Raw genomic sequence first — 24,662 nt, 5'->3', positions numbered from 1 at the left:
GTTACGGGAGGGCAACGATTCAGATAGAGCGGGTTGGATGCGTCGTTAGCTGTTGCGTTGGCGCAACTGCAGCGCCACACTGAGGGAGACGCTAAAGCGGGCGGGGCGCATTGGAAGGGATCACAAGGCCAAGGAAAGGAACATCATGAAACCCACCCACGGCACCATCGAATTCTTCCGCTTGCTGCCGGTCCTGATGGTTGCAGCCCTCCTGATGGCCGGCTGCTCCGACCCCGCCGAAGGGGACCGCGACCCTGTTGCGCTCGGCTCCGACCTGAACTTTGCGGGGCTGGAGCTGCGAAGCGTCCTGCTTGTGACATCAGGGCAGTTTGAACCCGCCCGCGTCCTGGGGACGATCATCAACACCACGGCCACCGATATCGAGTTGGTCCTGGCCGACTCCGACGAACAGGTGCCGGTCAAGATCCCGGCCAACGGGAACAGGGAGTTTGACCAGACCCCCGTCATACTCAACAGCGCCCCGGAAGCTCCGGGGGCACGGGCTGACCTAACAGTGAGTGTGAAGGGGCAGGAAACCATCATCAATGTCCCCATCCAGAATGGGACTTTTGACCAGTACCAGCCCTATATCCCTTCTGCCAGCCCGTGACGCCTAAAGAGGAGGTATCCCATGAGGTTTGGACTCTGCGCCGCGGCCGGAGTGACGGCGGCGGCACTGACCTTGACGGGCTGCACCGGCACCCCGGCGCCGGCGCCCGGTTCCTCGTCGTCCGCCGCTTCCCCGACAGCTTCGCAAGTACAGTTGGCGGGCGGTGCGGGGTTGCCTGCGGTTCCCGGCGTTGTCAGGGAAGTCGAGCCTTCCGTCGTCACCATCCGGACAGCCATCGGCCTGGGCAGCGGGGTTATCTATCACAGCGACGGAACGATCGTCACGGACGCGCACGTGGTGGAGGACCAGCAAAAACAGCCCTTCAAGAACGTCGGGGTCCAGTTCGCTGACGGCTCCCAGTCCCAAGGCACCATCATCGGCGTTGACGACGTCACGGACCTCGCTGTCCTGAAGGTCGACCGCACCGGCCTTCCGGCGGCAAAATTCGCTGCATCCGATCCCGAGGTGGGTTCGATGACCGTGGTCATCGGAAGCCCGCTGGGGTTGGAGGAAACCGTCACTACCGGCATCGTCTCCAGCCTGCACCGGAACATGCCGCCGTCGAAGGAATCACCTCACGGCGCCATCGACCTGCTGCAGACCGACGCACCGATTTCCCCCGGTAATTCCGGCGGTGCGGTGGCGGATTCAAGCGGCCAGGTGATCGGTCTTTCCGAGGCGTACCTTCCACCCAGCACGGGAGCCGTGGCCATCGGGTTCGTTACGCCGTCTTCCACGGTTACCGACGTCGCCGACCAACTGTTGGCAAGCGGGTCGGTCAAGCACGCCGCCCTCGGCGTGGTCCCCACCGACATCACGCCACAGCTCGCCCAACGCTTCTCCCTGCCCACGACGGCCGGGGCGTTGATCGTCAGTGTTTCCCAAGGAAGCCCGGCGGAACAAGGCGGCATGAAGCCAGGGGACATCATCACCAAGTTCGCCCAAACGGACATCGGCAACGTGACCGACCTGCTCGTGGCCCTCAGGAAACAGGACCCAGGGCAGCAGGTGGACGTCGTGGTGCAGCGCGGCTCAACATCACAGAACCTGCACATCACCCTCGGAAACCTGGCAGGAGAGCGCTGAGGAGCGGACCGGGCATCAGAGGCTACCCATCGCTACCTGCTTCAGTGGACGTCATGCTTCCAAAAATGGGGGCATCCAAGAACAAACTGAAAGAGAGGCACCTTTCGACCCTGCCTTCCTAGGCATTCGCGCGAGAAACAGTTGACGCTGCCAGGCCCAATGCCCCGCATTAGCCTCAAGCCAGTAGAACCAACAACAGGGCGGCGCTCCCTGCGGAAGGGACAAAGCGGCGCCCTGTTGACTAATCGGGCGCTGGTGGCGGATCAGGGATAAAGCATGCACCCGTTTAACCATCGATCCCCGTAATGGCCCAAACCGCAAACGGCCCAAAAGGGGTAACGTTGACGTCCGATTCCCCCTAGTATCAGTCGCTCTAAAGCAGCTTGGGAAGTGTTGCGCTTTAAGTGGCCCTCGCCGGGACCATCATGTTGGTCAGTTACTTAGCTCCCAGAGGGGATTTCCGTAAGGGAAGTTTTCGGCAGGGTGACATGCTTAGTCAAAGCCTGTTCTCTTGTCACTTGGAGCCGGGGGGGTGAGAAGGCTCCTCGACTCCAGAAGGAGGAAAGAACGTACGATGCGCGCTGCTACTGGGAACAGGCCGGACCGCGCCGCCAGTCTAGGCTTTGCCTTCATTGGCGTTCTGCTCATTGCAGTTAACCTTCGGGTGTCTTTTGTCAGCGTGGGACCGGTCCTCGCTAACATCAGTAGTGACCTGGGCCTGTCCAGCGCGGCAGCAGGATTCCTCACAGGTCTTCCGCTCATTGCTTTCGCGGTCTTTTCACCCGTGGCGCCCCGTTTCGCTTCCCTCCTCGGTCTGGACCGTGCGCTGTGGATGTCACTGTTGATCCTCGCCTTGGGCATCGCGGTCCGCTCCCTGCCCGTGCCCGGCTTCATTTGGGCGGGCACAGCACTGATCGGCCTAGCTATCGCGTTTCTCAATGTCCTGGTCCCCTCGCTCGTGAAGCGTGACTTTCCAACGAGGGTCAGCCGTGTCACCGGAAGCTATACGGCCACGCAGGCGGCCCTTGCCGCAGTGGGGGCCGCCCTCGTCGTTCCCGTTGCACAGACGTCCCCCGCAGGTTGGCGGCTTGCCCTCGGAATCTGGCTGGGTCTTGCCCTCATCGCCATGGCCGTGCTCATGCCGTGGCTGCGCCGGCACAGGACAAGCACCACGCATAACACCGCGACCGAAGCCACCCCCTACCGGTCGCCCTGGGCCTCCGCCTTGGGCTGGCAGGTGACGATCTTCATGGGACTGCAATCGGTCGCCTTCTACGTCCTGATGGCGTGGCTTCCAACCATCGAACAAAGCCGCGGGATCCCCGCCACCACCGCTGGCATCCACCTCTCCGTTTTTCTGCTCATCAGCGTCTTCGCCAGCCTTGTCACAGGGGGAATCCTTCACCGGGGTTCGGACCAGCGGCTCGTATCCTTCACGAGTGCCTTACTCACGTTCGTAACGTTCCTCGGGCTCGCACTCGCGCCGGACCTCATATTGCTATGGGTCCTACTGGGGGCAATCGGGTGCGGGAGCCTCATCGTCATCGCCCTGTCTCTCTTCAGCCTGCGAACCGTGAACTACCCGCAGGCGGCGTCACTATCGGGCATGGCGCAATCCGTGGGCTACGGACTAGGTGCAGCGGGCCCAGTCATTTTCGGTGGTCTTCGCGACCTAAGCGGAGACTGGGCACCTCCGCTGCTCCTCACCGCGGGCACGATGGCAGTCCTCGCCGGGAAGGGTGTTCTTGCCGGACGTGACAGAGTCATCAGCAGCCCAGCAGGATCCCATCACGCTTCCTGATCCTGAACTGGATCCGCGCCCTACGGGACATGCTCGTTACGAAGAAGGCCGCCTATGTCGGTGCATTGAAAGAAGACCCCCGCCGTCCAACAATAGGTCGACGGGGAACCGAAGCCATCCGCAGAGGTGAGGACGGGCAGTGCTGGCTGAGCAGCCTTGTGCAGCCACTCCCCCGACAGTTCTAAAGAGCCGATAGTTTACCTTTCGTCAAGCTATCGGCCGAGGCTGGGGGAGAGGTCATGCCTCTCACTTAGTAGGGCCGTGAGACCTGTAAAAATGGGTGCCATGGACAAATTTGCGGCCGGGACGGGTATGGGACAGGAATCCGTCCTGGAGGTTCGCGTGGCCCTCGTCGACAGTATGCCTGAGATTTGGCGTCGATTCGAGCTCCGGGGCTCGCTGACTTTAGGTCAGATACACCAGGTGCTGCAGACAGCCTTTGGCTGGGAGGACGCGCACCTGCACAGGTTTGTAACAAGCGACCCGTTCGCGCCGCTGCGGCCGGTCGACGGCGAATTTCCGGAAGTCCCGCAGTGGCTTCCAAGGCAGCAGGGTGAAGAACCGGGCGACAGGCCTGAGGAGGAGTGCACTCTGGATCAACTGCTCGCACTGGGGTCGGGCGAAGCGTTCTACGAATACGACTTCGGTGACAGCTGGCTTCACCGGCTCGAACTGGTTTCCCGCCGCCCCGCAGACGACGACAGTCCGCCGGCCCGCATGATCGACGGCGCCCGGCGCGGCCCGCTGGAAGACTCCGGAGGTTTGCCGGGTTACGAGGACATCATGGATGCCCTGGCCGACGCGTCGCATCCTGACCACGACGAACACTCCGCATGGGTCGCCGACATGACCGGATCTGCCGAGCCATTCGACCCAGCCTTCCTGGACATCCCCGCCGTAAACCGGGCGCTGGCTAAGCAGTTCTGAGCCCTCGGAGTCCGGAAAAAACGCCACAAACGACGGCAAAAACAGCCCCTTCCGGGGGCACTCCCCGGCCTGTTTTGAAAGGCCGATAATGGACGTTCCGTCAACCTAGTCTGCTCCTTAGCTGGATGTCGGAGAATCGCGGCTGTCGTCGCTAGCGGTAGGGAACAGATCTCCTGGCCTTGTCACCAGTCGAGGGGGAGTGCATTGCCTTCGCTGAGCGGGGACAAGAATTTACGGCATGTCAAACGGTAAGGCTTTGTAAGCCGTGTTCTTGTTCATGTTCCATCGCGCGACGAGGCCGGAGCCGACCATTTGGTCGCTAAGGCGGGCGAGGCGGTAGGCCGGGTCGGTGTCGAGGGCGAGCTGAAGGAATTGGTGTGCTTTGCTGCCTTTGCCTTCCCACCAGTTGATGTAGCCGATGGCGGTGAGGACTGGTGCTGCGTGTTCAGGGGAGGTCCGGGTATAGGCGTGCAGGAGGAGTTGTTGTGCCCATTCGATGCGTGACCATTTTGGAGGTTCTTTGGTTTGGGCGAACAGGATCTGCTGCATGGGTTCGTCCATCCCTGGGATATCGGCGATGAGTCGGTCGCGGATGGCGGGGAATTGCAGGTTCGCGACGAGGGCCTGGCAGTCCTCGTCGCTGGGAAAGTCGGTGGAGCGGAGCATGTCTGACCAGAGTTGCCGCCCGTGCTTGAGTGCGGCCTCGGTCGGTTGAGTCCTGATGGAGTCCATGTAGCTTTCGATGGCAGCCGCTTTCGCTGATTCGTGGCCGGCAGGGGGAAGTGTGATTTGGCTGGTGGGTTCAACGAAGCTGCCACGGTAAATGAATTCGGCGTTGATTGCGCTTGTTTCGGTGGAGCTGACAGGCAGGGCCACGCTGGTGCCGGGGTCGCCGTCGTAGGGGGAGAAGGTTGCATCGCCGACAAAGAGGCCGTCGCGGATAGTGATGCCCTGCTCGGCGAGGACTCCGGTGAGCGCGGCGATCGTGCATGCCTGCGGCCTGCCCTGCCCGGGCTGGGTGGTTTCGCTGGTGTAGACGGCGAAGAGGATTGATGTGGCTGTGGTGGCGCTGGTGAGGTAGTGGGCGACGGTCCGTGCGTAGGAGAGTTCCTGGCCGGTTTGGTGGGGGAGGTCGATGCGGAGAGTGGCTCCGATGCTGTTGTCTTTCATCGTGATGCAGACCAGGCTTTCCTGGGGCCAGAAGCCCAAGGTGTGCCCAATGAAGCTGAGGACATCCGATGGTGTTTTGATCGTGAGCTTTTCCATGATCCCGTGTTTCCCTTTCACCCTTGTTATTGCGGTTTCTTCTGCGGTTGTTGGCTTTCGGCGTCGTTCTGGTAGGGGACCATCCGCTGGGTCGAGGGGCCGCAGTGCAACCTGGGGGACCGGCGCCGGGACTGAAAACTTCTATGCGGAGCGCATGTGCCTTGTTCCGCAAAGTTTTCGGTTTCGGGGTCGGCGCGGTAGCGCCCTGGTTGCGCGGAGGACCCGCCCAGCGATCATGGGAGATATCAGAATGACAAGCAGTTCGTACTTTTGCTTGTCCATCGACGGGCAAGGACCGAGCAGCATGACTCGGCACGAATGCGGGTCCGGGACGGCTTGTGATTGAAACTCTCTGTTTGTCCCGGCCTCCATGGTCCTGATCAGCTACGGGATCGTACGCGCCGGGTGGGACATCTGACTGCCGTCGCCGACCGGGCAGGAAGAGTCCTGGATCCCCGGCCTGTACATCTTCCCTTTTGATAAGTGCGCTGTCTGCCGAAAAGGGTCGGCGGCCGGGGTCATCGCTCCGGTGCTGGCCGAAATCCTTCGTCGATCTAGTTAGTTTCTTGAGCTTTAGGAGTTCCGAGGTTGGCTTGGGGGTTTTTGGCGTGTTTGTGTCCCTCTGGTGTTGGTGATTGTTCGGGTGTACGCCGCGGTGCTCATGGTTTCTGTGCAGTCGGGGTATTGACTGCAGCCGTAGAAGGTGCCGTATTTGCCGGAGCGTTGGGTCATGAATCCGTTGCCGCAGATGGGGCAGATAACCGTTTGTATTGTTTGTCCGGTTTGGTTTTGCACGGTCAGGCCGTGATCCCGCACCAATTCCTTGATGAAGGGGGATTCCTGGCCCTCAACGGTGAGGAGCAACACTGAGCGTCTGGCACGGGTTAGGGCGACGTAGAAGAGGCGCCGTTCCTCGGCCAGGGGAAAAGTGTCGCCGTCGGGCATCGCGAGTTCGAGTACGGGGTCATCGATGATGGTGCTGGGGAATCCGTATCTGCCTTTGGTCATTCCAAGGATCAGGATGTAGTCAGCTTCGAGGCCTTTTGCGCCGTGGACGGTGTTGATCTGTATGTTCAGGTGGTCCCACCTGTTTCCGTAGCCGGCGGGGATGCTGTTGAGCAGGTGACGGTATCGGGCGAGGATACGGACCTGAACTTTGCCTTCGGCCCCGGCCGGCACCGCACCGGCGCGCACTTCGCGGTTCAGTTGTTCCAAATAGGTGTTCACGGCGCCGGCGAACCTATCTGCGCTGTTGGCAAACTGGTTGGTGTTGCTGACGGCGATGATTCTGACCGGAGCTTCGATTTCCGGGGTCAGGGATTTGACCTTTTTAGGGAGTTGTTGGGGATTTTTTTGAATGAAGGCGCTGGAGATGTCACTGATGCTTTGCGGGGACCGGAAGGTTCGCTCCAGGCGCAGGGTCTGACCGGGGCCGAACCAGCGGTGAAAGTCCGTCATCACGGACAGGTCCGCGCCGGCGAATCTGTTGATGCTTTGCCAGTCGTCTCCGACCGCGAACAGGTACCTGTCGGAATGATTGACCAGGGCCCGCACGAGTCGTGCCCGGGCGTGGCTGGCGTCTTGCATTTCATCGACCATGACCAGTTCGTATCCGCTGTCCCACCGGCCAGCTTCGATATGGTCGGCGGCGTGGTTGAGCATGTCCTCGAAATCGATGTAGTTCTCTGCCGCGAGTTCCTGCTCCCATTTGTTCCGGATTGACGCGAACAGGGTCAGGAAGATCGAATGCCGAAACCGGGTCCGGAGTCCGGGCCGGGATTTCAGATTGTCCCGGAGAGCGGCGTCGTCGAGCCGGTTGCTTTTCGCGTGGATAAGGAAGGTCCGGAAGGTCCGCACGAGGTCCGCGTTCTCGATTACCTGGCGCCCGGGGACGGGACGGTCGGGGTTGGGGTCGAGGGTGAGGCCGCGGTCGGTGAGTTCCCTTTCCAGGTAGCTGAACGCAGTTCCGTCCCATGTTCCTGCCGTGGTGGTCTCCAGCAGGGTGGTCCCGTACTGCTGGTGAGTTGCGCGTTTCCACGTGACCCCGTCGAGGTACCCTTCGAACCCGGTGCGGGGCGTCCGGCCGTGTGCATCGAAGGCGAAATGCTCGTGGTAGGCGTTAATGTCGGGGTAGTAGAAGTCTGGGCAGTATTGTCGGTGTTCAGCGTCGGTGGTGTCGTGCTCGTACCGTGCTTCATATTTGTATTTGACCCCGTTGTAGAACAGCCAGTCAGCAATCATCCGTTCGCCGTGGCTTTTGACGGTTTCGCCCTGCTGGGTCCGAAGCGCCGGGGCGTTCGTTGCGGTCTCCCAGAGGTCTGGCTCGTCCTGTTCCTGCCCGAATTCGGGCATGTCGGTGCCGAGAACGATGCGGAAAAGGTCCCACAATGTCCGGAACCCGGGATCGGTATCCCTGAGCCCGTCCACCAGGCGCATCAAGTGTTCGTGGTCCTGTCCATTCTCCAGCCACGGGGCCAGGGCAGGTTTACGCCCGGTGGCCTTCCCAATGACTTCCAGTCCGAATGCGTGGAAGGTGCGGGCGGCGACCTGGCCACCGTCGAGGTCCAGGGGCTGCAGGCGGTCCTTGATCCGTTGTTTGAGTTCTTCGGCGGCGTCTTTGTTGAAGGCCAGCAGCAGGATTTTCTCCGCCGGTACAAGGTTTCGGTGCAGGGCGTAGGCGGTTTTGGCGACCATGGTGGAGGTCTTCCCGGAACCGGCGGAGGCAATGACCTGCACGCGGTTGTCGAAACAGATCACGGCGTGGGCCTGCTCCCGGGTCAAGGGTGAACGCTCAACCCGGTCAAACAAGTCAGCACGGGATTCCAGCTCGGAACTCATCTGATCTGCGTTCAACCCTGCAATGTACTGTTCGAGGTCAGTGCTCCATAACCGGATTGCTTTCTGGGCAGTGTTGTCGAGAGCGGCAATGTGGCCGGCCAGGAGCGGTTCGTGCAGGAGCTTCCCGAGCCTTTCTCCGGGTTTCGTTTCTTCCCACCGCAGGCGAAAGTCCTGGCTAAGCCATCGCCGTCCCGCCGCAGAGGGAAGGGCTGCATCGAAGAACCCTGCCGCCCAGGCCTTCACCTCAGCGACACCCAGCAGCAGTTCGATGGCGCTCCCGAGTTCACGGGCGGATCGGGAGGGAATACCGCGGAGCACGATGCTTCGCCCCTCGCACGGCACTTCGAGCCTGGACCACAACACGCCTGGCAGCACTATCGGCGATGTCAGTGCCTCCATGCCGACAGCAAATGACGTTCCGTCGGCGTGGACAGTCAGACCGTCATGGTCGAGGGTGAGCTGCCAACTTCCGGAACCGGTGACGAGCTTCCCGAACCCCGACGGTCCCCACGTCGTCAACATCCGCCCTGCCCTCCCGGTAGTGTCGTGGCTTGTCCAGCTGAGAAGAGAAGAGCCGGGTTACAAGGAGCAGCTGCTGGGCCAACAAATATCAAAAAGCGTCCTCGACAAATTATGGCAGCGCTGTGGCACCTGCCTGTCCGGGCAGTAAGTAGGATGTCGGTGGCGGGCGCCGTCGACAAGGACGTCACGAGGATTTGAACCGCGAAGCTACCGACTCACGGACGGCGGCGACGTCGACGTCGCCGCCGGTGTCTTCTGTAAGCAGTTTCGCCAGCCTTTTCGGCCAGACAATATGGACGCCACGCGTCGTGAAGGCACCCCCGATCAGGGGCCAGTCAGCATCCACGAAACACAGCGCCCCGGTGACCGGCACATCCCCGACGTGCTCGCGTATGTGTCCGACTTGTTTGAGTACTCCATCGATCAGTTTCGTGCAGTCCCGCCGGCCTACGAGGAGCTTCTCGACACGTGGTCGGAGGATGCCGCCCTCGATCTTCAGCTCGGGTCGCCCCTTGTACCGCTTGGCGTCGATCACCCAGATTCCACCGCGAGTGATCGTGATGTGGTCGATGTTCGCCTTTGAGCCAGGGATACGGCGGTCGTGGAGAACTGCGATGTCATTGGTGACCAGGGCATCTAGCCGGGCGCCGAGGCGTTCCTCACCGATCGCGCCGCGATCCCACGCTTTGGTGCTTTGCCGCTCGTCAGCGAGGGCCACTGCGATTCCACCGAAGCGGCCCCATTTCTCCCGGAGCCTTGCCTCATCCTTGGTTTTGCGGCGCTCATATTCACGTCGTGCGGACGATCCGGCTACTCCGGACTCATCAGAAGGTCGTTCCACATCGGGAGGCATGGTGTTCGTAGCGTCGGGGGCGCACTCCAGACAGCGGACGGTCTTGGTCTCGCTCTCATAGACCGCTTCTGTTCCCTGCGGAAGAGGCGACTTACACGCCGTGCAAACCCCCGCGTACCGAAGTCTCATCTTTTTCACGAGGAGGCGGGGTGGATCACTGGAACGAATTGCCGAGTCAGCTTGGAGATCACGGCGGTCGGGCCGCAGATGCGCGTTGCCATGCCTCATTCTCACCCACGTCAGGAACTTTTTCGTGGCAGGCCGCGCGTCCGCTCGGAAAGACATAGCAAACTGTCCCATTGAGTGATCCAGTATCGGACAGCGTGGATGCGACCGCCCACCGCAGTGAGTTACAGCGCTGGAAGAACGACGTAGACATGTTAGTCAGGGCGACCGCCCGCGAACTGACAAGAACGCCGCCACGAAGCGAAAACAATAGCCAACGGGGTACCACTCGAAGTTCAACATGGATGACCGTAGTGCCCTTTTTAGGAAAGCCCGCTGGTTCCCACTGGCGGACCGTCCTCCTGACAAGGTCGCAGCAATTCCTTTGTTCAGTTGTCGCTATCAGTGAGTGCTTATGGAGCGATGTCAGGGTGTCTTGACAGGCGGTGTCTGCAAGGCGAACCTGGCGCTATGGCTAGATACAGTGGAGGGCCTGTTACCCATCGCGCTCTGACGGGGCCCAGACAGCGGTATTCTGACATGACTGATCCGGCGTGGCAGCAAGAGTTGCTGCTCACGCTGCGGTGCATCCAGGAGATTCGGCAGAAATGTGATGGCACCGAGTTGGGGACTGTGCGGCAGGCGCGGAAGGCCGGACTGTCTTGGACCGAGATTGCGACTGCGCTAGGAGTCACACGTCAGTCTGCATGGGAGCGTTGGCGCGAGCTCGACAAGACTCTCGACCGAGGTTGAAGAGGAGCCCGCCACACCCAGGTGCTGCCGACTGGGGCGCTGCGTTAAATCACTGAGCACGTCAGGCCCGAGCACGCCACCGGATCCACACGACCGCTTCCCAGCTGGCCCCGTCGGCGGCGTCCCTCCGGTCCACTCAGCGCCCACCCATGCAGCTTTGGCACCGAGTGGCCTCCTCTTCGAACGGTGTGAGGCGCTAACCCTCCCACGCGCCCGCCGTATCCGACAGGGCATCGACGGCATCCACGGTACCTGGACCGCCGCGACGTGCAGTCACTTCCGGCCGTCGTAAAAAGCCTCTTCATTTGCGCAGTGGGCCGTGACACAATCTGGCCAGTTCGTTCCGGAAACCTGGCTCCCCATTACTCTTGGCACAGGTGGATCACACCACGCAGGTTGAGAGGGAATTTATGGTGGGGGACCAGGGCGGCGTTGCCCGGCTGGAGCGAGCCGCGCGGGGGTATGCGGTGTGGGCATTGATCAACGTTGGCCTTGTCGTCGCCGGTGGCTTCTTGACCCTTGCCACGTACAACGCGGCATCGCCCGGAGGCCAGTACGTTCTCTTCATAGGCGCTATCGGCGGTGGCCTGCTTTTCGCAATTATCAATGGGGTTCGCTACTTCCGCACGCTGTCCGCACTCATCCGTATCACCGAAGCAGCAGAGACCCTAGGGGAACCGGGAAGTACTAGGACTAAATCGTGGGGGAATTTGGACGAGCTGCAGGGGTTTGGAAGCCAAGAATCAACGTCGGAACCGCAGCGACCCTCCAGACGGTGGCCGTATGTCGTATCGATCGTTATTTTGTGCTTGATTTCCGCCAGCCTGGGAGCTGGATTCGCTTACTCCACCAACTCGGCTCAGGAATGGCGGGCCTCTGCCAACAGGACATCTGATGATCTCGCAACGATGACCAAGCAGCGGGACGGCCTCAAAGCCCAGGCGGGGGACCTACAAACCAAACTCAGCGACATGACCACGCAGTTCAACACTGCGACGGACCGGATCCGCTCGTTGTCCAACGAAAAGGCCCAAGCCGGAGATCAAGCTGCATCGTTTGCCACGCTGCTCGTGATGTCCCAACAAGTCACAAAGGAAATGGACTTGTGCATCAGCGACCAGCAGAACTTTATGTCGTACTTGGCTAATTACCACGCCAGCGAGTACACCTCAGCCATGAACTCGGCACGCCAGGCCGACACAGACTGCAATCGCGCACGTGCGGACAGTAACGCCCTCTCAAAAAAGCTGGGCGGGTGAGCAGGTTGTGAAATCAGTAATCAAGCCCATTGGATTATTGCTGTGCACCATGGGATTGGCGGGATGCGGACTCACTCCAGTGCCTCCGCCTTCCGCGGTTTCCACTCGCCCGGCCGAATATGACCCCAGCGGTACGACTGCCACGCCCGTCGCCGGGCCAGTTGCCTCGACCGGATTTACTGCCTACGAACGAGCGGCACTACGCGTGCGCAACATTGGCTGTGGTGAAGTCGCAAGGGGGTCCGGATTCGCGATTTCAGACCACGTGTTCGTCACAAATCGCCACGTCATCGGAGGCGCTGCCCTTCTTCAGGTCAGTACCTACGATGGCCATGACATCGACGTCACAGCCACAGGCGCCGTGGTCATAGCCGATCTGGCCTTGGTGTGGACGAAGCAACCGCTGCCAGCCACGATTCCACTTGCTACCGAAAATCCTGTAGTCGGGGCGAACGTAACAGCCGTAGGCTTCCCACTTGGAGGCCCGCTGACGACAACGCACGGAAGGGTCTTGAAGTACGCCCCAGACCCCGTCGGGTGGTCATCACTGCCCATGCTGGTAAATGATGCGCCAATCGAGCACGGCAGCTCGGGCAGCCCGCTCATAAACGACGCAGGTCAACTCGTCGGTGTTGCCTATGCCGGCGAGGGAAACAGCTATTACGCGGTACCCGTTGAAGTTCTACGTCAGGTCTTGACTAATCCCAACAACTACTCACGCTCTGCAGCCTGCGGCGGTGTTCTCTAGAGCTCCCGCCATGGTGACGGCAGAGCATTTCCCTTAACGGTGGTCATGGCCTTCACACCGAATTGGTTTATTCTTCATCAGTTGCGAGACGGGTAAGCCGGTGTCGGCCGGGACTGATGAGTGCGGGGTATGGAAGCAGACGGTGGGTCAGCTGCCATGGGACCAACTGAGAATGTCAAGGATGCGCAAGTCACTCAGGTCCGACAGCTTATGGTGGCCGGCATCCTGATTGGCCAGGGCTTGTCGAAGCTGTGCAAGACTGTCTCTGTTTGCGATGAGGTCGTTGCGGATGGCAGCCCAATACATCCGCCTGTAACCGCGGTGCTTGAATTCTTCGGCTGCCGTCATTGCCGCTCGGCAGTAAACGTTCATCAGACGCGAGTCCAGGATTGGGAACAGGTACGGGCGCTTGAAGTGCAGAATCTTGGAGGCTTTAGCCCAGCTCACTCCGCGTATATCTGTGAAGTGGGAATAGAGTTTTTGCATCGCGTCGTAGGTTCCGCCGTTATTGGCCGGGTCCGCGTCTTCAAGGCGGGCGGTAGGCGCGACTGCCGCCCAGTCTGCCCTCCAACTTCGTGACCGCTTCTCCAGCTCGGCCTGCTCAGATCGGGTAATCCGCGAGTGGATAATTCTGGTGGCCCAAATCTCTTCCGCGGTAAGGGTGTTCGGATCACCTTTGTCGCGAAAGTCGTATTTGGACAGGGTTCCTGCATAGCGCTGGCTGTAGTCCGTCAAGATTTCAATTGGTCTATTGATGGCATGGCCAGCGATTGTGATGTTACTGGTACTCATGGTTGTCCTCTTCTGGTGTCGGAAGAGCGTAGACGGGCTATAGGGATATCGGATTTTGAGATTCACAATTTAGGATTACGACGATCTTCTATCAGTGAAGTTCGTGGGTCGAAGCATAAACAATCTTAAAGGCGGGTGAGTAAACACGAATGGCATGGTGATAGGCGTCCTGTGCCTGCCTTAGGCGCGTGCCGCCTCGAAGGCGGCGTCCTGTGTCTCCACCGCGGGGCCAGACCAGACTTGAGTGATCGCCTTGGTCAGGGCTAGCGAGCGGTTCTTGATGTCCCCATCCGTCCAGCAATCGGGGTTTCCTTGAGTGATTTCCTTATTGAGCACAAGAAGGCTGAATGCGTCTAGCAGGGTTCGCTTGCCCTTGTCCGGCTCACCACCGTCGATCAGCCCCGCTGCCTCACTGTCGGTCCAGGGACGGTTCGATAGGGAACCATTCAGGGACTTGGTAACGAGCGTAAGATTGCCGATCGTGTTTACCACTCGGTCACGCACGGCTGCCTCTTCAGGTGTAAGCCTCGGCTGCGGGTCCCAGTGAGTCCGCCAACCTTGGGGCATCACGTGCTCGATTTCCAATCCCCGAGGAAGTTCCACTGCTTCGTACCTGGTGCTATGGCTACGAAGTTGCTGTTCAACTGCACGGAGGACGACCTGGAGGCGTGACTGGCGGATATTTCCGTACAGTTTCACGTCAGGAAGGGTCGTCATCAGTTCTAGATCAGAAGGCCAGTAGCGTGTCTCCGCAGTTTGTTCCGAAAGAAAGGCTTTGATTGCAATTCCGGCGTCCTCGGCTTTGACTGCTCCAAGCGACTTCAAAGTGGCCACCATGAAGCGGTTTAAATCCTTGGAGGTCTTCCGCAGGAGTGTGCGCCGGATAACCCAGCTCTCGATAGCGTCCAGGGCGATCCGTAACTGGTCACGAGGAACCGAGTGGTTCTCCGAGAGGAGCCATAGAAAAACAGGGGTAGTGGCCGCCAGTTCCATCGTTTCAATGACCCGAGAACGGAACCGGCCCTCGGGCGTGGATACATCGAGTTCGCTCAGCCCCCGGTAAGTATCGGCATCCTTCCGCAGTTCCGTCAGCAACGCTTCAGCGCGATCGACAGTGGTTAGTCGCGACCCTGCATAGTCCGCAAAAACTCTAAATACCAGTTCCGCTTTTACTTCTTCTTGCAAGCGCATCGTGAGCCAGTACTGCAGGAAGATGTCTACACGGGACCGAATCTGACGGCCCTGGGAGATTTCAGCGCGCCACCATACGGTATCGAAGTCGGCCCAGTGTGTCCTCGACCACTTGTCCACATCTGCACCGATTTGTTCGCCCCGGCGGAATACCCAGTTCTTGATGAGGTCTGCTTTTAGTAGCGGGGTGCCCCGGTCATTCAGAGTTTCGAAAATAAGCTGCGAGTCTTCGTGGCCGGACAGGTCGATGGCGACCACTACCAATCGATGTTCAAGCGTTGAGCAGAGTTCCTTTGCGCGGAGTTCTTCAGTCCCCGGTGGGACGATCCCTTCTTCGTCTGGTGTCCCAGTTAGCCACCGTTCTACTTCGGACCGGAAGAAGTCGTGTGCCTCGATGACACGGTGCTCTTCGACCCGCGGTTCCTCTGGATCCATAGCGTGGGCAAAGGCGCTGCGGTCTGCCTGGGAGGGCCAGAGTTTGAAGCGCTCGATGCGGCCCTTGAAGGTGGACGCCTTATTCAAAATGAGCTCTTCGAGCTGATCCGCTTCCGTCTGGTGCCCGCGCCTAGCGATAACTTCGTGGGCGGCGTCAAGCAAAAGTTGAAGGGTGGTCATGCGTTGCTGGCCGTCGATGACTTCGTGTCGAGTCACATCGCCGGCAGACGGTGTCTTGGACTCGTAGACAACTGCTCCCAAGAAGTGATTTTGAATGGGGGGCTTACCGCCAGGCGCAAGATAGCTCTCGGTGACCCGGACCACGTCATCCCACAGAGGCGACCATTGGCTCTCCTCGTCCCAGACGTAGGGGCGTTGAAATGCGGGAATCTCAAAATGGCGGCGACCCTCGAAGAGGTCCCGCGGACTACGCGGATGAGTATCCACTTGCTTGCACCTTCCCGACTTCGATGTCCTCAGCCACCCGCTATCGGTCAAGTCGGGACGACGGTGGCAATTCTGCATTGCATTTCTTAGCGCGCCGTCGTACCCGGGACGCTGCACCCGGACTCATCACGCCTTCGAACACCGGTGGCAGACACCGGACGGTGGCCTAAGTACGCCTTTCCACCCGGCTGGACCAAACAGAATCCGCAGGACTGCTCTAGTTGTACTGACGCTGCCTGCTTCAAGCTGAGTTATAAACTGGCTCCCTAGGTCTCCGACGTGCGGCGATGCCCACTAACAAACTGAGGGAGCTTCCCATGGCACTGGTGATGTGTCCGCTGAACGGCAGCCACGAGGACGTCGAGGTCCTCGAGGTGCTGCCGGATGGGCGAAAAAGGGCCTGGTGCCCGGACTGCGACTACGCCTGGGCGCAGGGCGCGGCTCGGCCCACGCCCGGACCTCGATCGTCCCAGTGGCCGCCGAGAGATCTACCTACGGCTGAGAACGTCACCCCGGAGGCCAAAGCGGCCGCCAGGCGCCTCCAGGCCGAGTTCCTGCGACAGGAGGATGCAGGAATCGATCCTCGCGTGCCGGGCTTCTGGTCCAAGTACAAACGCATCTTCAGCGAGGAATGCCTTTCCACTGCAGATCCGGCAGACCTGCGGGCGTTCGGGACCGACACCAGCGGGTCCAACCTAGGCGATCAAAGGGCATTCCTCCGTGCTTTCGACAAGAACCCGGAGTATGGTGCAGCTCAGGTCCGTCAGGTGGTGAACTATTTGCTGCGGGGGACTGACAAGCCCTTGGAGGATCGGCTCACAGACATAATTAACGATCGCGTCTCGTTCTCATTCCCGGGCTTCAAGGAAGTACTGCTCTCGAAAGTGCTTTCGGTCGCTTATCAAGAGAGGTTCCTGACACTCCTGACTTATAAACACAAGTCGATGGCGGCTAGAGCACTTTTCGGACTGGACTTGCCGCCTCAGTCCCAGTCGCTGATCGGTCAGCAGATCGTGTGGAGCAACGACCTGCTGATGGGGCTTGTGGGCGATCGCTTCATGCACGGTCCACACGCAGGCGAGTTCCTGTGGTGGACGCTGCGCCAGGCCGCGAATAAGCGGCAACTGCCGCAACAGTAAGAATGCGGACCAAACCGAATGGCTGACGGCGCAGATTTCCGTGAGCCTGAGCAGGCAGGTATTAGTGGAAAGAAGCAGTGTGGACATTGTCCACAGTTTCCGTCTTGTACTGGGCCAAACAGCCCTCGGACTGACCCGGACTCCGCATGTTTTCGCGGGTTCCCAGTGTTTTCAAGGGTTGGAATGTAGTTCGAGTCCCACCTCGGGCACGACAGATCGCCTCGTCAGGGGCGATTTTGCTTTAACGTGTGTACAAAACTTGCGGTGGCGCCGTCTGACGGGTTGGGTCGCGGGCTGTGGCTTGGCTGCCGCGGGGCCTGTTCAGGTGTGTGGGTGGCGGGTTCAGGACTTGGGCTGGTGGGCTCTCCGCCCTCTTGGTGCTGGGGTTATGCGGTTCCTCGCTTCCGGTCTTTGTCGGGTGGGCCCCGGGGTGGCCTACACCTATTCATGGGCCGGGGGAGAGACGACGACATGACCGCAGCGCGTTTGATTCGCGGCCTCCGATGCGAGGTTTCGACGACCCAAAAAGCACCTTGCGTTCATCGCTTTGTCCAGCCAAAGTAAGTGTGGACACTGTCCACACTTACGTCTGATTTGATGCTCTGCCCGGCGCCGGCCGGGAGTTCGAGTTCTCGCAGTCCCGCTTGCCGTGACTTAGCGCAGGGCCGTCAGATGAAAGACTGTTGGACTCGGCGGTGTGCCGCTCTTCCCCGAGGCAGGTGGGAGGGTCAGCTTGAGATATATCGCTGCTGGGAGTCGGTGTCCAAGGGGCCGTAAGCCGACTCTAACCTGACGCCGTCGGACGGTCAGACTGATGTCCGATTAGGGTGTAGTGCCCTCGGATTCGCGCCCTTATCGGATTTGCTTCTGGTTGAGCCAAGGTTGGCCTCGCGGAGGCTTGTCGGCTGCGCAGGCACAGCCGATGGAATGTACCGCATCAATGCCAGTGTCTCCCCAGGACCGTCACAGCGGCGGTGATGGCGATGCCGAGGCCGATCGGGACGCTGAGATGGATCTGCAGCAGGAGTACTCCGATGGCGGCCCCGGCGAACATAGCGAGGACAGCGCCCAGCCGTCGGTTGAGTAACCGGGGCCGTTGCTTGCCCACAAGTGACTCTCCGGCGAGGGAGGTCATGGTGGACGTAATGACCACTGTGGTCATGTCTCGTACGCCCAAATGCCGCGCAATCAGGGCCTGGGAGCCCATGTGCATGGCGATAAGGGCGGCAACAATGACACGACTGGACTGGTGGCCGACGTCTTCCACGATGAGAGAGATGGCAGCGGTTCCCGTCAACGCGATACAACCCGCTGTGAGAAGGAGCGTTACCCTGCGGTTCCAGCCTTTCGGGCTTGACTGGAGCGTAAATCCGGCGACCGCAGCGCCGAGGAGAAAGGCGCCAAGTGCTACCAGTGGGCCCAAAGTTGGCAGGTTCGCGGCCCCGGCCAACGCCATCGCAAGAATTACCACGTTGCCGGTCATGTTTCCGGTGAAGACGCGATCAAGTCCAAGGTAGCCGACGGCGTCGACCACACCTGTAACGAGCGTGAGGGCCATCATGAGCATCAGTCGGAACTTTTCCGGAGACGCATTTTCTTGCCGAGTAGAGGTGGTTTTAGTACCTGAGCTGGCTATGGCTGATGTCATGGTTTATGGAATCCTTCATCGTGAGGGGTGGTCTCTATGACCACCCCTCGGACATGCTTATTGGTCATCGTCAATCAGGCCCTCGTCAAGGACGTGGTCGTTGGCCGTCTGTGCGTCCATGCCGCCAACCACGAAGCGCGAATGGCGGCAGTTATACTTCCGCCGTCGTGAGCCGTTCTGCTTCCTGCCTCGCATTGTTGGCGCGGCGCTCAGCCTTCAAGCTTGGAATGCTCGCCCAGGCGGTGCCATGAACGGTTGTGGTAAACCAGAGCGTCGCCGGGTTCGCCCGCTTGGACGTCACGCATCACACGGGACTCCAGGGCGTGAACGGCGATGATGGTGGAAGTCCCCACCTCCATGCGATCGATGACGGCGCAGCGCACCCAAGCGCGGACATCGTCATACACCGCTTCGCCGGTTGCAAGGGCCGACCAGCGGTGCGTCTGGTCAAAGCGGTCGGCACCGGGGGTCGCTCCCAACTTGGCCAGGTCGACGTCGTGCGCGTCCAGCAGGTGCACGACGACGGTCTCGGCGCGCGACAGCACCTCGGACGAAGAAGACAGTGCCGAGACCGAGAAGATCAGCAACGGAGGGTCCGCACTCACCGACACGACCGAGGACACCGTCAGCGCCACAGGCCCTTCGCCGGCATCGGCCGTGACGACGGCGACACCTCCCGGGTGCCCACGGAACAGTGCTTTGAATTCATCGGCCGAGAGGGAAGACGGGAAGCTTTGCTGCGGAGCCTCGAGCCAAGTGTCTGCGGGGTAGGCGTGAAACACCGTTATGACACCTTGGGGGTGGAGCGGGCCAGTTCTTCGCGAACGATGGTCGTCCCTGCGCTGAGAGCACTCAGCTTGGCCAGTGCGACATCCCGGGGGAACGGTGCCATGCCGCAGTTCGAGCTGGGCAGGAGCTTGTCCGCATCAACGAACTGCAGGGCCTTGCAGAGGGTGTCTGCGACCTCCTCCGGGGTCTCGATGGTCTCGCTTGCGACGTCGATTGCCCCGAGCATGACTTTCTTGCCGCGGAGGAGCTCGATGAGGTCCATGGGCACGTGGGAGTTCTGCGATTCCAGCGAGATGATGTCGATGCTGGAGCTCTGGAGCAGCGGGAACGTTTCCTCGTACTGCCGCCACTGTGAGCCGAGCGTCGCCTTCCAATCATTATTCGCCTTGATCCCGTAGCCGTAGCAGATGTGCACGGCGGTCTCCGCACGCAGTCCTTCTGCCGCTCTCTCAAGCGCAGCCACGCCCCAGTCCTTGACCTCATCGAGGAAGACATTGAACGCGGGCTCGTCGAACTGGATGATGTCCACGCCGGCCGCCTCGAGTTCTTTCGCTTCCTGGTTAAGGATCGCGGCGAACTCCCAGGCCAGCTTCTCGCGGCTCTTGTAGTGGTCATCGTAAAGCGTATCCACCATCGTCATCGGACCGGGAAGAGTCCATTTGATCGGCTTGTCGGTAGTTGAGCGGAGGAATTTTGCGTCTTCGACGAATACCGGCCGTTCGCGGCGCACCGGCCCGACGACGGTTGGCACGCTCGCGTCGTAACGGTCACGGATGCGCACGGTCTTGCGCTGTTCAAAGTCCACCCCGACGAGATGCTCGATGAACGTCGTGACGAAGTGCTGGCGGGTTTGCTCGCCGTCGCTGACGATGTCAATGCCGCGCCGGGTCTGCTCGTGGATGGCGATGCGCAGCGCGTCCTGCTTGCCCTCGAGCAGCGCATCCCCCTCCAGCTTCCACGGGGACCAAAGAGTCTCCGGCTGTGCGAGCCACGATGGTTTCGGCAGGCTTCCGACAAGGGTGGTGGGCAAAAGTGTGTTCATGATTGGCGATTCTCCGAGGGTCAGTTGACGAGGGCGGGGTAGTTGGCGGTCCACTGGTCCAACAGATCCTTGTGGGGCGTGATGAAGTGTTCCTCCGTGTACTTCGCCTGCGTGACCGCGAGCTGACCGCGCTCGACGCGGTCGTAAGCGATCTGGGTCCGCGAGAAATCCTGCTCGCCCAGGCTCGGCTGGTAGACGACGGCGGCGGCGGAGTTCGCGTTGTAGACCTCCGGGCGGTAGATCTTCTGGAACGTCTCCATGGTGCTGATCGTGCCGATGAGCTGCAGGTTGGAGTAGTCGTTGAGCAGGTCGCCCCGGAAATAGAAGGCGAGGGGAGCCACGCTGCCGCGGGGCATGAAGTAGCGGACCCGCAGCCCCATCTTTGCGAAGTACGCGTCCGTCAGCGAGAACTCGTCCTGCTGGTACTCGACGCCCAGGACCGGGTGATGGTTTCCGGTTCGCCGGTACGTCTTGCTCGTGGAGACGCTGATGCAGACCACTGGCGGTTGCGGGAAGCGTTCCCGGCATACCGGGGAATCGAGGAAGTGCTGGAACAGCTTGCCGTGAAGGTCTCCGAAGTCCTCGGGTACGGTGGGCTTGCCCGAGTCAGCTGCTGCCGCTGGCAGTACGACGCTGAAGTCGAAGTCCCGGACGTAGGAGGAGAAGTTGTTGCCGACGATCCCTTGGTGGCGGACCCCGTTCAGCAGGTCGACGATCTGGATATCGAGAACCTCGAACAGCGGGAACTGCTGATCCGTACCGTCCGCGGTGAACTGTATCTGCACGGAAACGATCTCAAGCTCGAGCGTGTAGCGGTCCCGGTCCGGGTTGTCCCAGTCTGCGAGATCGTTGAAACGACGCCGAATCATGGTCAAGGCGTTGCGGAGGTTCTCCTGGCGGTGCTCGCCACGTGCCAGGTTGGCGAAGTTCGTCGTGATCCGGGAGCCTTCCGACGGGGAGTAGTCCTCGTCGAAGCGGGTGGTGGTAATGCTGAAGGTGAGATCGTCGGCCATGCGCTGCCAATCGTTGATGGGCCGGAGACGGCCTTTCCGAAGGGGATGTATCCATGGTGCAGCCTTTCAAGGGGTATCAAGTAACTAGGCGTTACTATGCATTCATATAGAATCTTCCTATGGCCCAGATTTCGACCGGACTGACCCTGCAGCAGCTCCGCTACTTCATAGAAGTTGCCGCTGAGGGGTCGATCTCCGCCGCGGCCGATCTTCTCTACGTCGCGCAGCCGACCATGTCCGCTGCCATGAAGGACCTTGAGGCACGGGTGGGCCGTGCACTCCTGGTTCGCTCCGCCCGCGGGGTCACCCTCACCGCCGACGGGGTAGAGTTCCTCGGCTACGCGAGACAGGTGGTCGAGCAGTTCGCCCTCCTCGAGCAGCGCTATCTTGGCAGGCCACCGACACGACGTCTGCTTGGGGTGTCCACGCAGCACTACTCGTTCGCGGTGGACGCCTTCGTCCGGATGGTCAAGGCCACTGAGGTGGCCGAATACGAGTTCTCGCTCCGCGAGTCCCGCACCTGGGACATCATCGAGGATGTCCGGACACTCCGCAGCGAGATAGGCATCCTCTACCGGAACGATTTCAACCGGAAGGTCATCGACAAGCTGCTCCGCGAATCCGGGCTCGCGTTCTCTCCGCTGTTCCTCGCCGATCCACACATTTTCATTTCACGGAAGAACCCGCTCGCGTCAAAAGAGCGGGCGACTCTGGACGATCTTGCCGCCTTGCCGCGGCTGACCTTCGATCAAGGTGCGAACAACTCTTTTTACTTTGCCGAGGAGATTCTCTCCACCTTGTCCAGTAAGCAGGAGATCCGGGTCTCCGACCGCGCAACGATCTTCAACCTCATGATCGGGCTCCACGGTTACACGATCTCGACGGGCATCATCAGCGGGCAGCTCGACCCGGAGATCGTCGCCATCCCGCTCGAGGTTGACGAACGCATCGAGATCGGCTGGATCGGCCACGCCGCGATTCCGCTTACCGACCAAGCGCAGCGCTACCTCAGGGAACTGCGCGCCGTCGTCGCGGAGTTCGGCGTAGCGCTACTCGACTGACCGCAGTTGAGTGGACGGGTCTGATCTGCTCAGGCGCCATGAGGACGCGTGACGGCATGCCGGGACCTCGAGCATGCCCTTCAAGTAGTCGATCGGTACGACTTCCATGAGGATGATGTCCGTTTGTTGGCCGAGCGTTGGCCAGGCCGGCGACGACTGTCAAGGAGGATGCCGAGGCTTACCCGGAACTGGTGTCGTCGGAGTCGCCGCGGGAACTATTGACTTGCTGGACTCTGCCGCCCAAGTTCACGGCATCTGCTGCCCCGGCAATACTTTGCCATCTCCGAAAACGGGTGTGGACAATGTCCGCACTTTTGGTCTCGTACTGCCGCGTAGAGCCTTCGGACGGGTCGGATTCCGCATGTTTCGCGGGTTCGCAGTGTTTGCAAGGCCGCGAATGTAGTTCGAGTCCCACCTCGGGCACAGTGTCTTCTCAGGTCAGAGGCGTCTTGGCGCGCGTAGCGCTGACAAATCTTGACCGCGGCTGCGATAACAGCGATCAGGATGACAAAGGACGACGGCGGGAATCCCGCCGTCGTCCTTTGTTGGTTTTCAGGCTCTATAAGCCCATTGTGCGAGCAGCCGCCCGTCGTCGTCGTACTTTTGGACGGCCAGTCCTGGGCCGTGGTAGCTCATTCCGGCAAGAGGGTTGTGGTGGTCGTAGGTGAAGGCGACCAATGGCCCCTGCGATGTGACATCCTGCAGGTGAAACCGGGTTTGTCCGGCCCCCTCGCGGGCCAGGGCGCTGACTGCCTTTCGGCCCCGGTATGTCCTGTCGACTTCGACGATGGTGTATTGAATGTCGTCGTGAAAAGTGGCGATCAGGGGTTCCGGGTTCCCGTTGTTGTAGGCCGCCATCACGGTCCGGACTGTCTCGGAAAGGGTGCTCACTACTGGACACCTGCTTTCCCATGATTTGCCGGTTTCAGGGCGGTCTCACACCCTTCGTCGACATGTTCCGGGTTCGTCCGGGTGCGGGGGATGGCAAGGGCTGCCAGTGCCCCGGCTACCGCGACGCCTGCGATGAACAGGAGGGGAACGATGACGTTGCCGGTCCAGTCCTGGCCGAGCCCCATGACGTAAGGGCCAAGGAAGGACCCAATGGAGCCGATGGTGTTGATCAGCGCGATGCCTGCGGCGGCCGCCGTCATGCCCTTGAGCTGGAGGTTGGTGACTGCCCAGATGATGGGGCCAGTTGCGGTGAAGAGTGCGCTGGCGAGGGAGATGCCGATGAGGGTCGGGGCCAGTTGGTCGCCGGTGGCCACACTGATCACGAGTCCCAGCGCGGCCAGTACCATGCCCGTGACAAGTACCCGGCGGTGCGCCTGGCTGCGGTCGCAGTAAATGCCAAGGGCGATGGTCGCCACGACAGCGACAGCGAACGGGACCGAGGACAGGTACCCGATGGTCATTACATTCGTAACGCCGGTGTTTTTGATGATGCTCGGTATCCAGAAGACGACGGCGTAGATGCCTATGTAGTTGGCTGCCAGGATGAAGCCGAGGAGCCAAACCCGCTTGTTGGTGATGGCCTTCTTGAACTGTTTTGAGGCCTTTTCACGTGCGCCCGCGGGGCCGAGGCTTGCCGCGATGGCGGCCTTTTCCTCCGTGGTGAGCCAGGCGGCGTCCTTCGGCGTGCTGGCGACGGAAAAGAAGAAGATAATGCCAAGGAGGGCTGCCGGGATGCCCTGGATTATGAAGAGCCACTGCCAACCTGCCATACCGGCGAGTCCCCCCAGGCTGGACATGACCCAGCCGGACAAGGGGCCGACGAACATGCTGCCGATGGGTCCTGCGATGACTAGCAGTGCCAGGGCCTGGGCGAGGCGTTTTCGTGGGAACCACTGGGACAGGAAGTAGACCATGCCCGGGTAAAAGCCCGCTTCTGCGATGCCCAGGAAGATCCGGGCAGTGTAGAACTGTCCAGTGTTTTGAACGAAGCCGGTAGCGATGGTGACGACGCCCCAGGTGACCATGATGCGGGCGATCCAAACTTTTGCGCCGACGCGTTCGAGGACCATGTTGCTCGGCACTTCAAAGAAGATATAGGCGAGGAAGAAGATGCCCGCGCCAAGGCCGTAGGCCGCGGCCGAGAGCCCGATATTGGCACTCATTTCGAGTTTGGCGAAGCCGATGTTGACCCGGTCGATGATGGCCACGGCGTAGCAGATGGAGGCCAGGGGCAGGATTCGCCAGGCGAGCTTTTTGTAGAGGGTCGTCGGCAGGTCCCCGGTGCCTTCGGAGGCGATGTTGTGGGTGTACGTCATTGTACGGACT

19 protein-coding genes are annotated in these 24,662 nt (G+C 60.6%); 8 read left to right on the top strand and 11 right to left on the bottom strand.

Annotated elements, in window-relative coordinates; translation table 11 throughout:
• Positions 1 to 145: 145 nt before the first annotated feature.
• From MRBLMD1_RS12125 to MRBLMD1_RS12110, 4 genes are all read left to right on the top strand, one after another.
• Positions 146 to 610 (top strand): hypothetical protein, encoded by a 465-nt coding sequence (locus MRBLMD1_RS12125; RefSeq protein WP_364399841.1) that lies wholly within the window; start codon positions 146 to 148, stop codon positions 608 to 610.
• 21 nt (positions 611 to 631) lie between these two features.
• A complete protein-coding gene (locus tag MRBLMD1_RS12120; protein ID WP_364399838.1) occupies positions 632 to 1,696 on the top strand; it encodes a S1C family serine protease in 1,065 nt (354 codons plus the stop codon).
• 664 nt (positions 1,697 to 2,360) lie between these two features.
• Positions 2,361 to 3,497, top strand: coding sequence for an MFS transporter (locus tag MRBLMD1_RS12115; protein WP_364399835.1), 1,137 nt, complete (start codon positions 2,361 to 2,363; stop codon positions 3,495 to 3,497).
• Between the two features lie 285 nt (positions 3,498 to 3,782).
• Positions 3,783 to 4,424 (top strand): plasmid pRiA4b ORF-3 family protein, encoded by a 642-nt coding sequence (locus MRBLMD1_RS12110; RefSeq protein WP_364399832.1) that lies wholly within the window; start codon positions 3,783 to 3,785, stop codon positions 4,422 to 4,424.
• Positions 4,425 to 4,655: 231 nt separating this feature from the next.
• On the opposite strand, the gene MRBLMD1_RS12105 is transcribed toward MRBLMD1_RS12110, so the two are convergent.
• The 3 genes from MRBLMD1_RS12105 to MRBLMD1_RS12095 form a co-directional block, all read right to left on the bottom strand.
• On the bottom strand, positions 4,656 to 5,690 hold the full coding sequence (locus MRBLMD1_RS12105) for a DUF4192 domain-containing protein (protein ID WP_364399829.1): 1,035 nt from the start codon (positions 5,688 to 5,690) through the stop codon (positions 4,656 to 4,658).
• A 573-nt stretch (positions 5,691 to 6,263) separates the two neighbouring features.
• Positions 6,264 to 9,050, bottom strand: a complete 2,787-nt coding sequence (locus MRBLMD1_RS12100) for a UvrD-helicase domain-containing protein (protein WP_364399826.1) — start codon at positions 9,048 to 9,050, stop codon at positions 6,264 to 6,266.
• 184 nt (positions 9,051 to 9,234) lie between these two features.
• Entirely contained in the window at positions 9,235 to 10,203 is a 969-nt protein-coding gene (locus MRBLMD1_RS12095) for a nuclease-related domain-containing protein (RefSeq protein WP_364399823.1), read from the bottom strand.
• A gap of 995 nt (positions 10,204 to 11,198) precedes the next feature.
• On the opposite strand from MRBLMD1_RS12095, the gene MRBLMD1_RS12090 reads away from it, so the two are divergent.
• Complete coding sequence (locus MRBLMD1_RS12090; RefSeq protein WP_364399820.1) at positions 11,199 to 12,080, top strand: hypothetical protein; 882 nt, start codon at positions 11,199 to 11,201, stop codon at positions 12,078 to 12,080.
• A gap of 205 nt (positions 12,081 to 12,285) precedes the next feature.
• Positions 12,286 to 12,828, top strand: a complete 543-nt coding sequence (locus MRBLMD1_RS12085) for a S1 family peptidase (RefSeq protein WP_364399817.1) — start codon at positions 12,286 to 12,288, stop codon at positions 12,826 to 12,828.
• A gap of 147 nt (positions 12,829 to 12,975) precedes the next feature.
• Here the strand turns inward: MRBLMD1_RS12085 and MRBLMD1_RS12080 are convergent, their stop codons facing one another.
• Both MRBLMD1_RS12080 and MRBLMD1_RS12075 read right to left on the bottom strand, forming a co-directional pair.
• Entirely contained in the window at positions 12,976 to 13,620 is a 645-nt protein-coding gene (locus MRBLMD1_RS12080; protein ID WP_364399814.1) for a DUF6308 family protein, read from the bottom strand.
• A gap of 180 nt (positions 13,621 to 13,800) precedes the next feature.
• A complete protein-coding gene (locus MRBLMD1_RS12075; RefSeq protein WP_364399811.1) occupies positions 13,801 to 15,693 on the bottom strand; it encodes a DUF262 domain-containing protein in 1,893 nt (630 codons plus the stop codon).
• A 317-nt stretch (positions 15,694 to 16,010) separates the two neighbouring features.
• Here MRBLMD1_RS12075 and MRBLMD1_RS12070 point away from each other — a divergent pair, with 317 nt between their 5' ends.
• Positions 16,011 to 16,832 carry a hypothetical protein gene (locus MRBLMD1_RS12070; RefSeq protein ID WP_364399808.1) on the top strand — a complete coding sequence of 274 codons (822 nt, stop codon included), beginning with the start codon at positions 16,011 to 16,013 and terminating at the stop codon, positions 16,830 to 16,832.
• A gap of 937 nt (positions 16,833 to 17,769) precedes the next feature.
• On the opposite strand, the gene MRBLMD1_RS12065 is transcribed toward MRBLMD1_RS12070, so the two are convergent.
• The 4 genes from MRBLMD1_RS12065 to MRBLMD1_RS12050 all read right to left on the bottom strand — a co-directional run bounded on the left by MRBLMD1_RS12065 (position 17,770) and on the right by MRBLMD1_RS12050 (position 21,324).
• On the bottom strand, positions 17,770 to 18,480 hold the full coding sequence (locus tag MRBLMD1_RS12065; protein WP_364399805.1) for a YoaK family protein: 711 nt from the start codon (positions 18,478 to 18,480) through the stop codon (positions 17,770 to 17,772).
• A 209-nt stretch (positions 18,481 to 18,689) separates the two neighbouring features.
• Entirely contained in the window at positions 18,690 to 19,262 is a 573-nt protein-coding gene (locus MRBLMD1_RS12060; RefSeq protein WP_159632126.1) for a flavin reductase family protein, read from the bottom strand.
• Between the two features lie 2 nt (positions 19,263 to 19,264).
• Positions 19,265 to 20,311 (bottom strand): methionine synthase, encoded by a 1,047-nt coding sequence (locus tag MRBLMD1_RS12055; protein ID WP_159632125.1) that lies wholly within the window; start codon positions 20,309 to 20,311, stop codon positions 19,265 to 19,267.
• A 20-nt stretch (positions 20,312 to 20,331) separates the two neighbouring features.
• Complete coding sequence (locus tag MRBLMD1_RS12050; RefSeq protein WP_364399800.1) at positions 20,332 to 21,324, bottom strand: DUF1852 domain-containing protein; 993 nt, start codon at positions 21,322 to 21,324, stop codon at positions 20,332 to 20,334.
• Positions 21,325 to 21,443: 119 nt separating this feature from the next.
• On the opposite strand from MRBLMD1_RS12050, the gene MRBLMD1_RS12045 reads away from it, so the two are divergent.
• Positions 21,444 to 22,385, top strand: a complete 942-nt coding sequence (locus MRBLMD1_RS12045) for a LysR family transcriptional regulator (RefSeq protein WP_159632123.1) — start codon at positions 21,444 to 21,446, stop codon at positions 22,383 to 22,385.
• Positions 22,386 to 22,937: 552 nt separating this feature from the next.
• Here MRBLMD1_RS12045 and MRBLMD1_RS12040 read toward each other — a convergent pair.
• Positions 22,938 to 23,276 (bottom strand): nuclear transport factor 2 family protein, encoded by a 339-nt coding sequence (locus MRBLMD1_RS12040; protein WP_364399797.1) that lies wholly within the window; start codon positions 23,274 to 23,276, stop codon positions 22,938 to 22,940.
• Complete coding sequence (locus tag MRBLMD1_RS12035; protein WP_364399794.1) at positions 23,276 to 24,652, bottom strand: MFS transporter; 1,377 nt, start codon at positions 24,650 to 24,652, stop codon at positions 23,276 to 23,278. Before MRBLMD1_RS12035 ends, MRBLMD1_RS12040 begins: the two co-directional genes overlap by 1 nt.
• Positions 24,653 to 24,662: the final 10 nt, after the last annotated feature.

The sequence above is a fragment of the Pseudarthrobacter sp. LMD1-1-1.1 genome (assembly GCF_040676255.1).
GTDB lineage: Bacteria > Actinomycetota > Actinomycetes > Actinomycetales > Micrococcaceae > Arthrobacter.
This window is presented reverse-complemented; position numbering and strand designations above follow the sequence as displayed.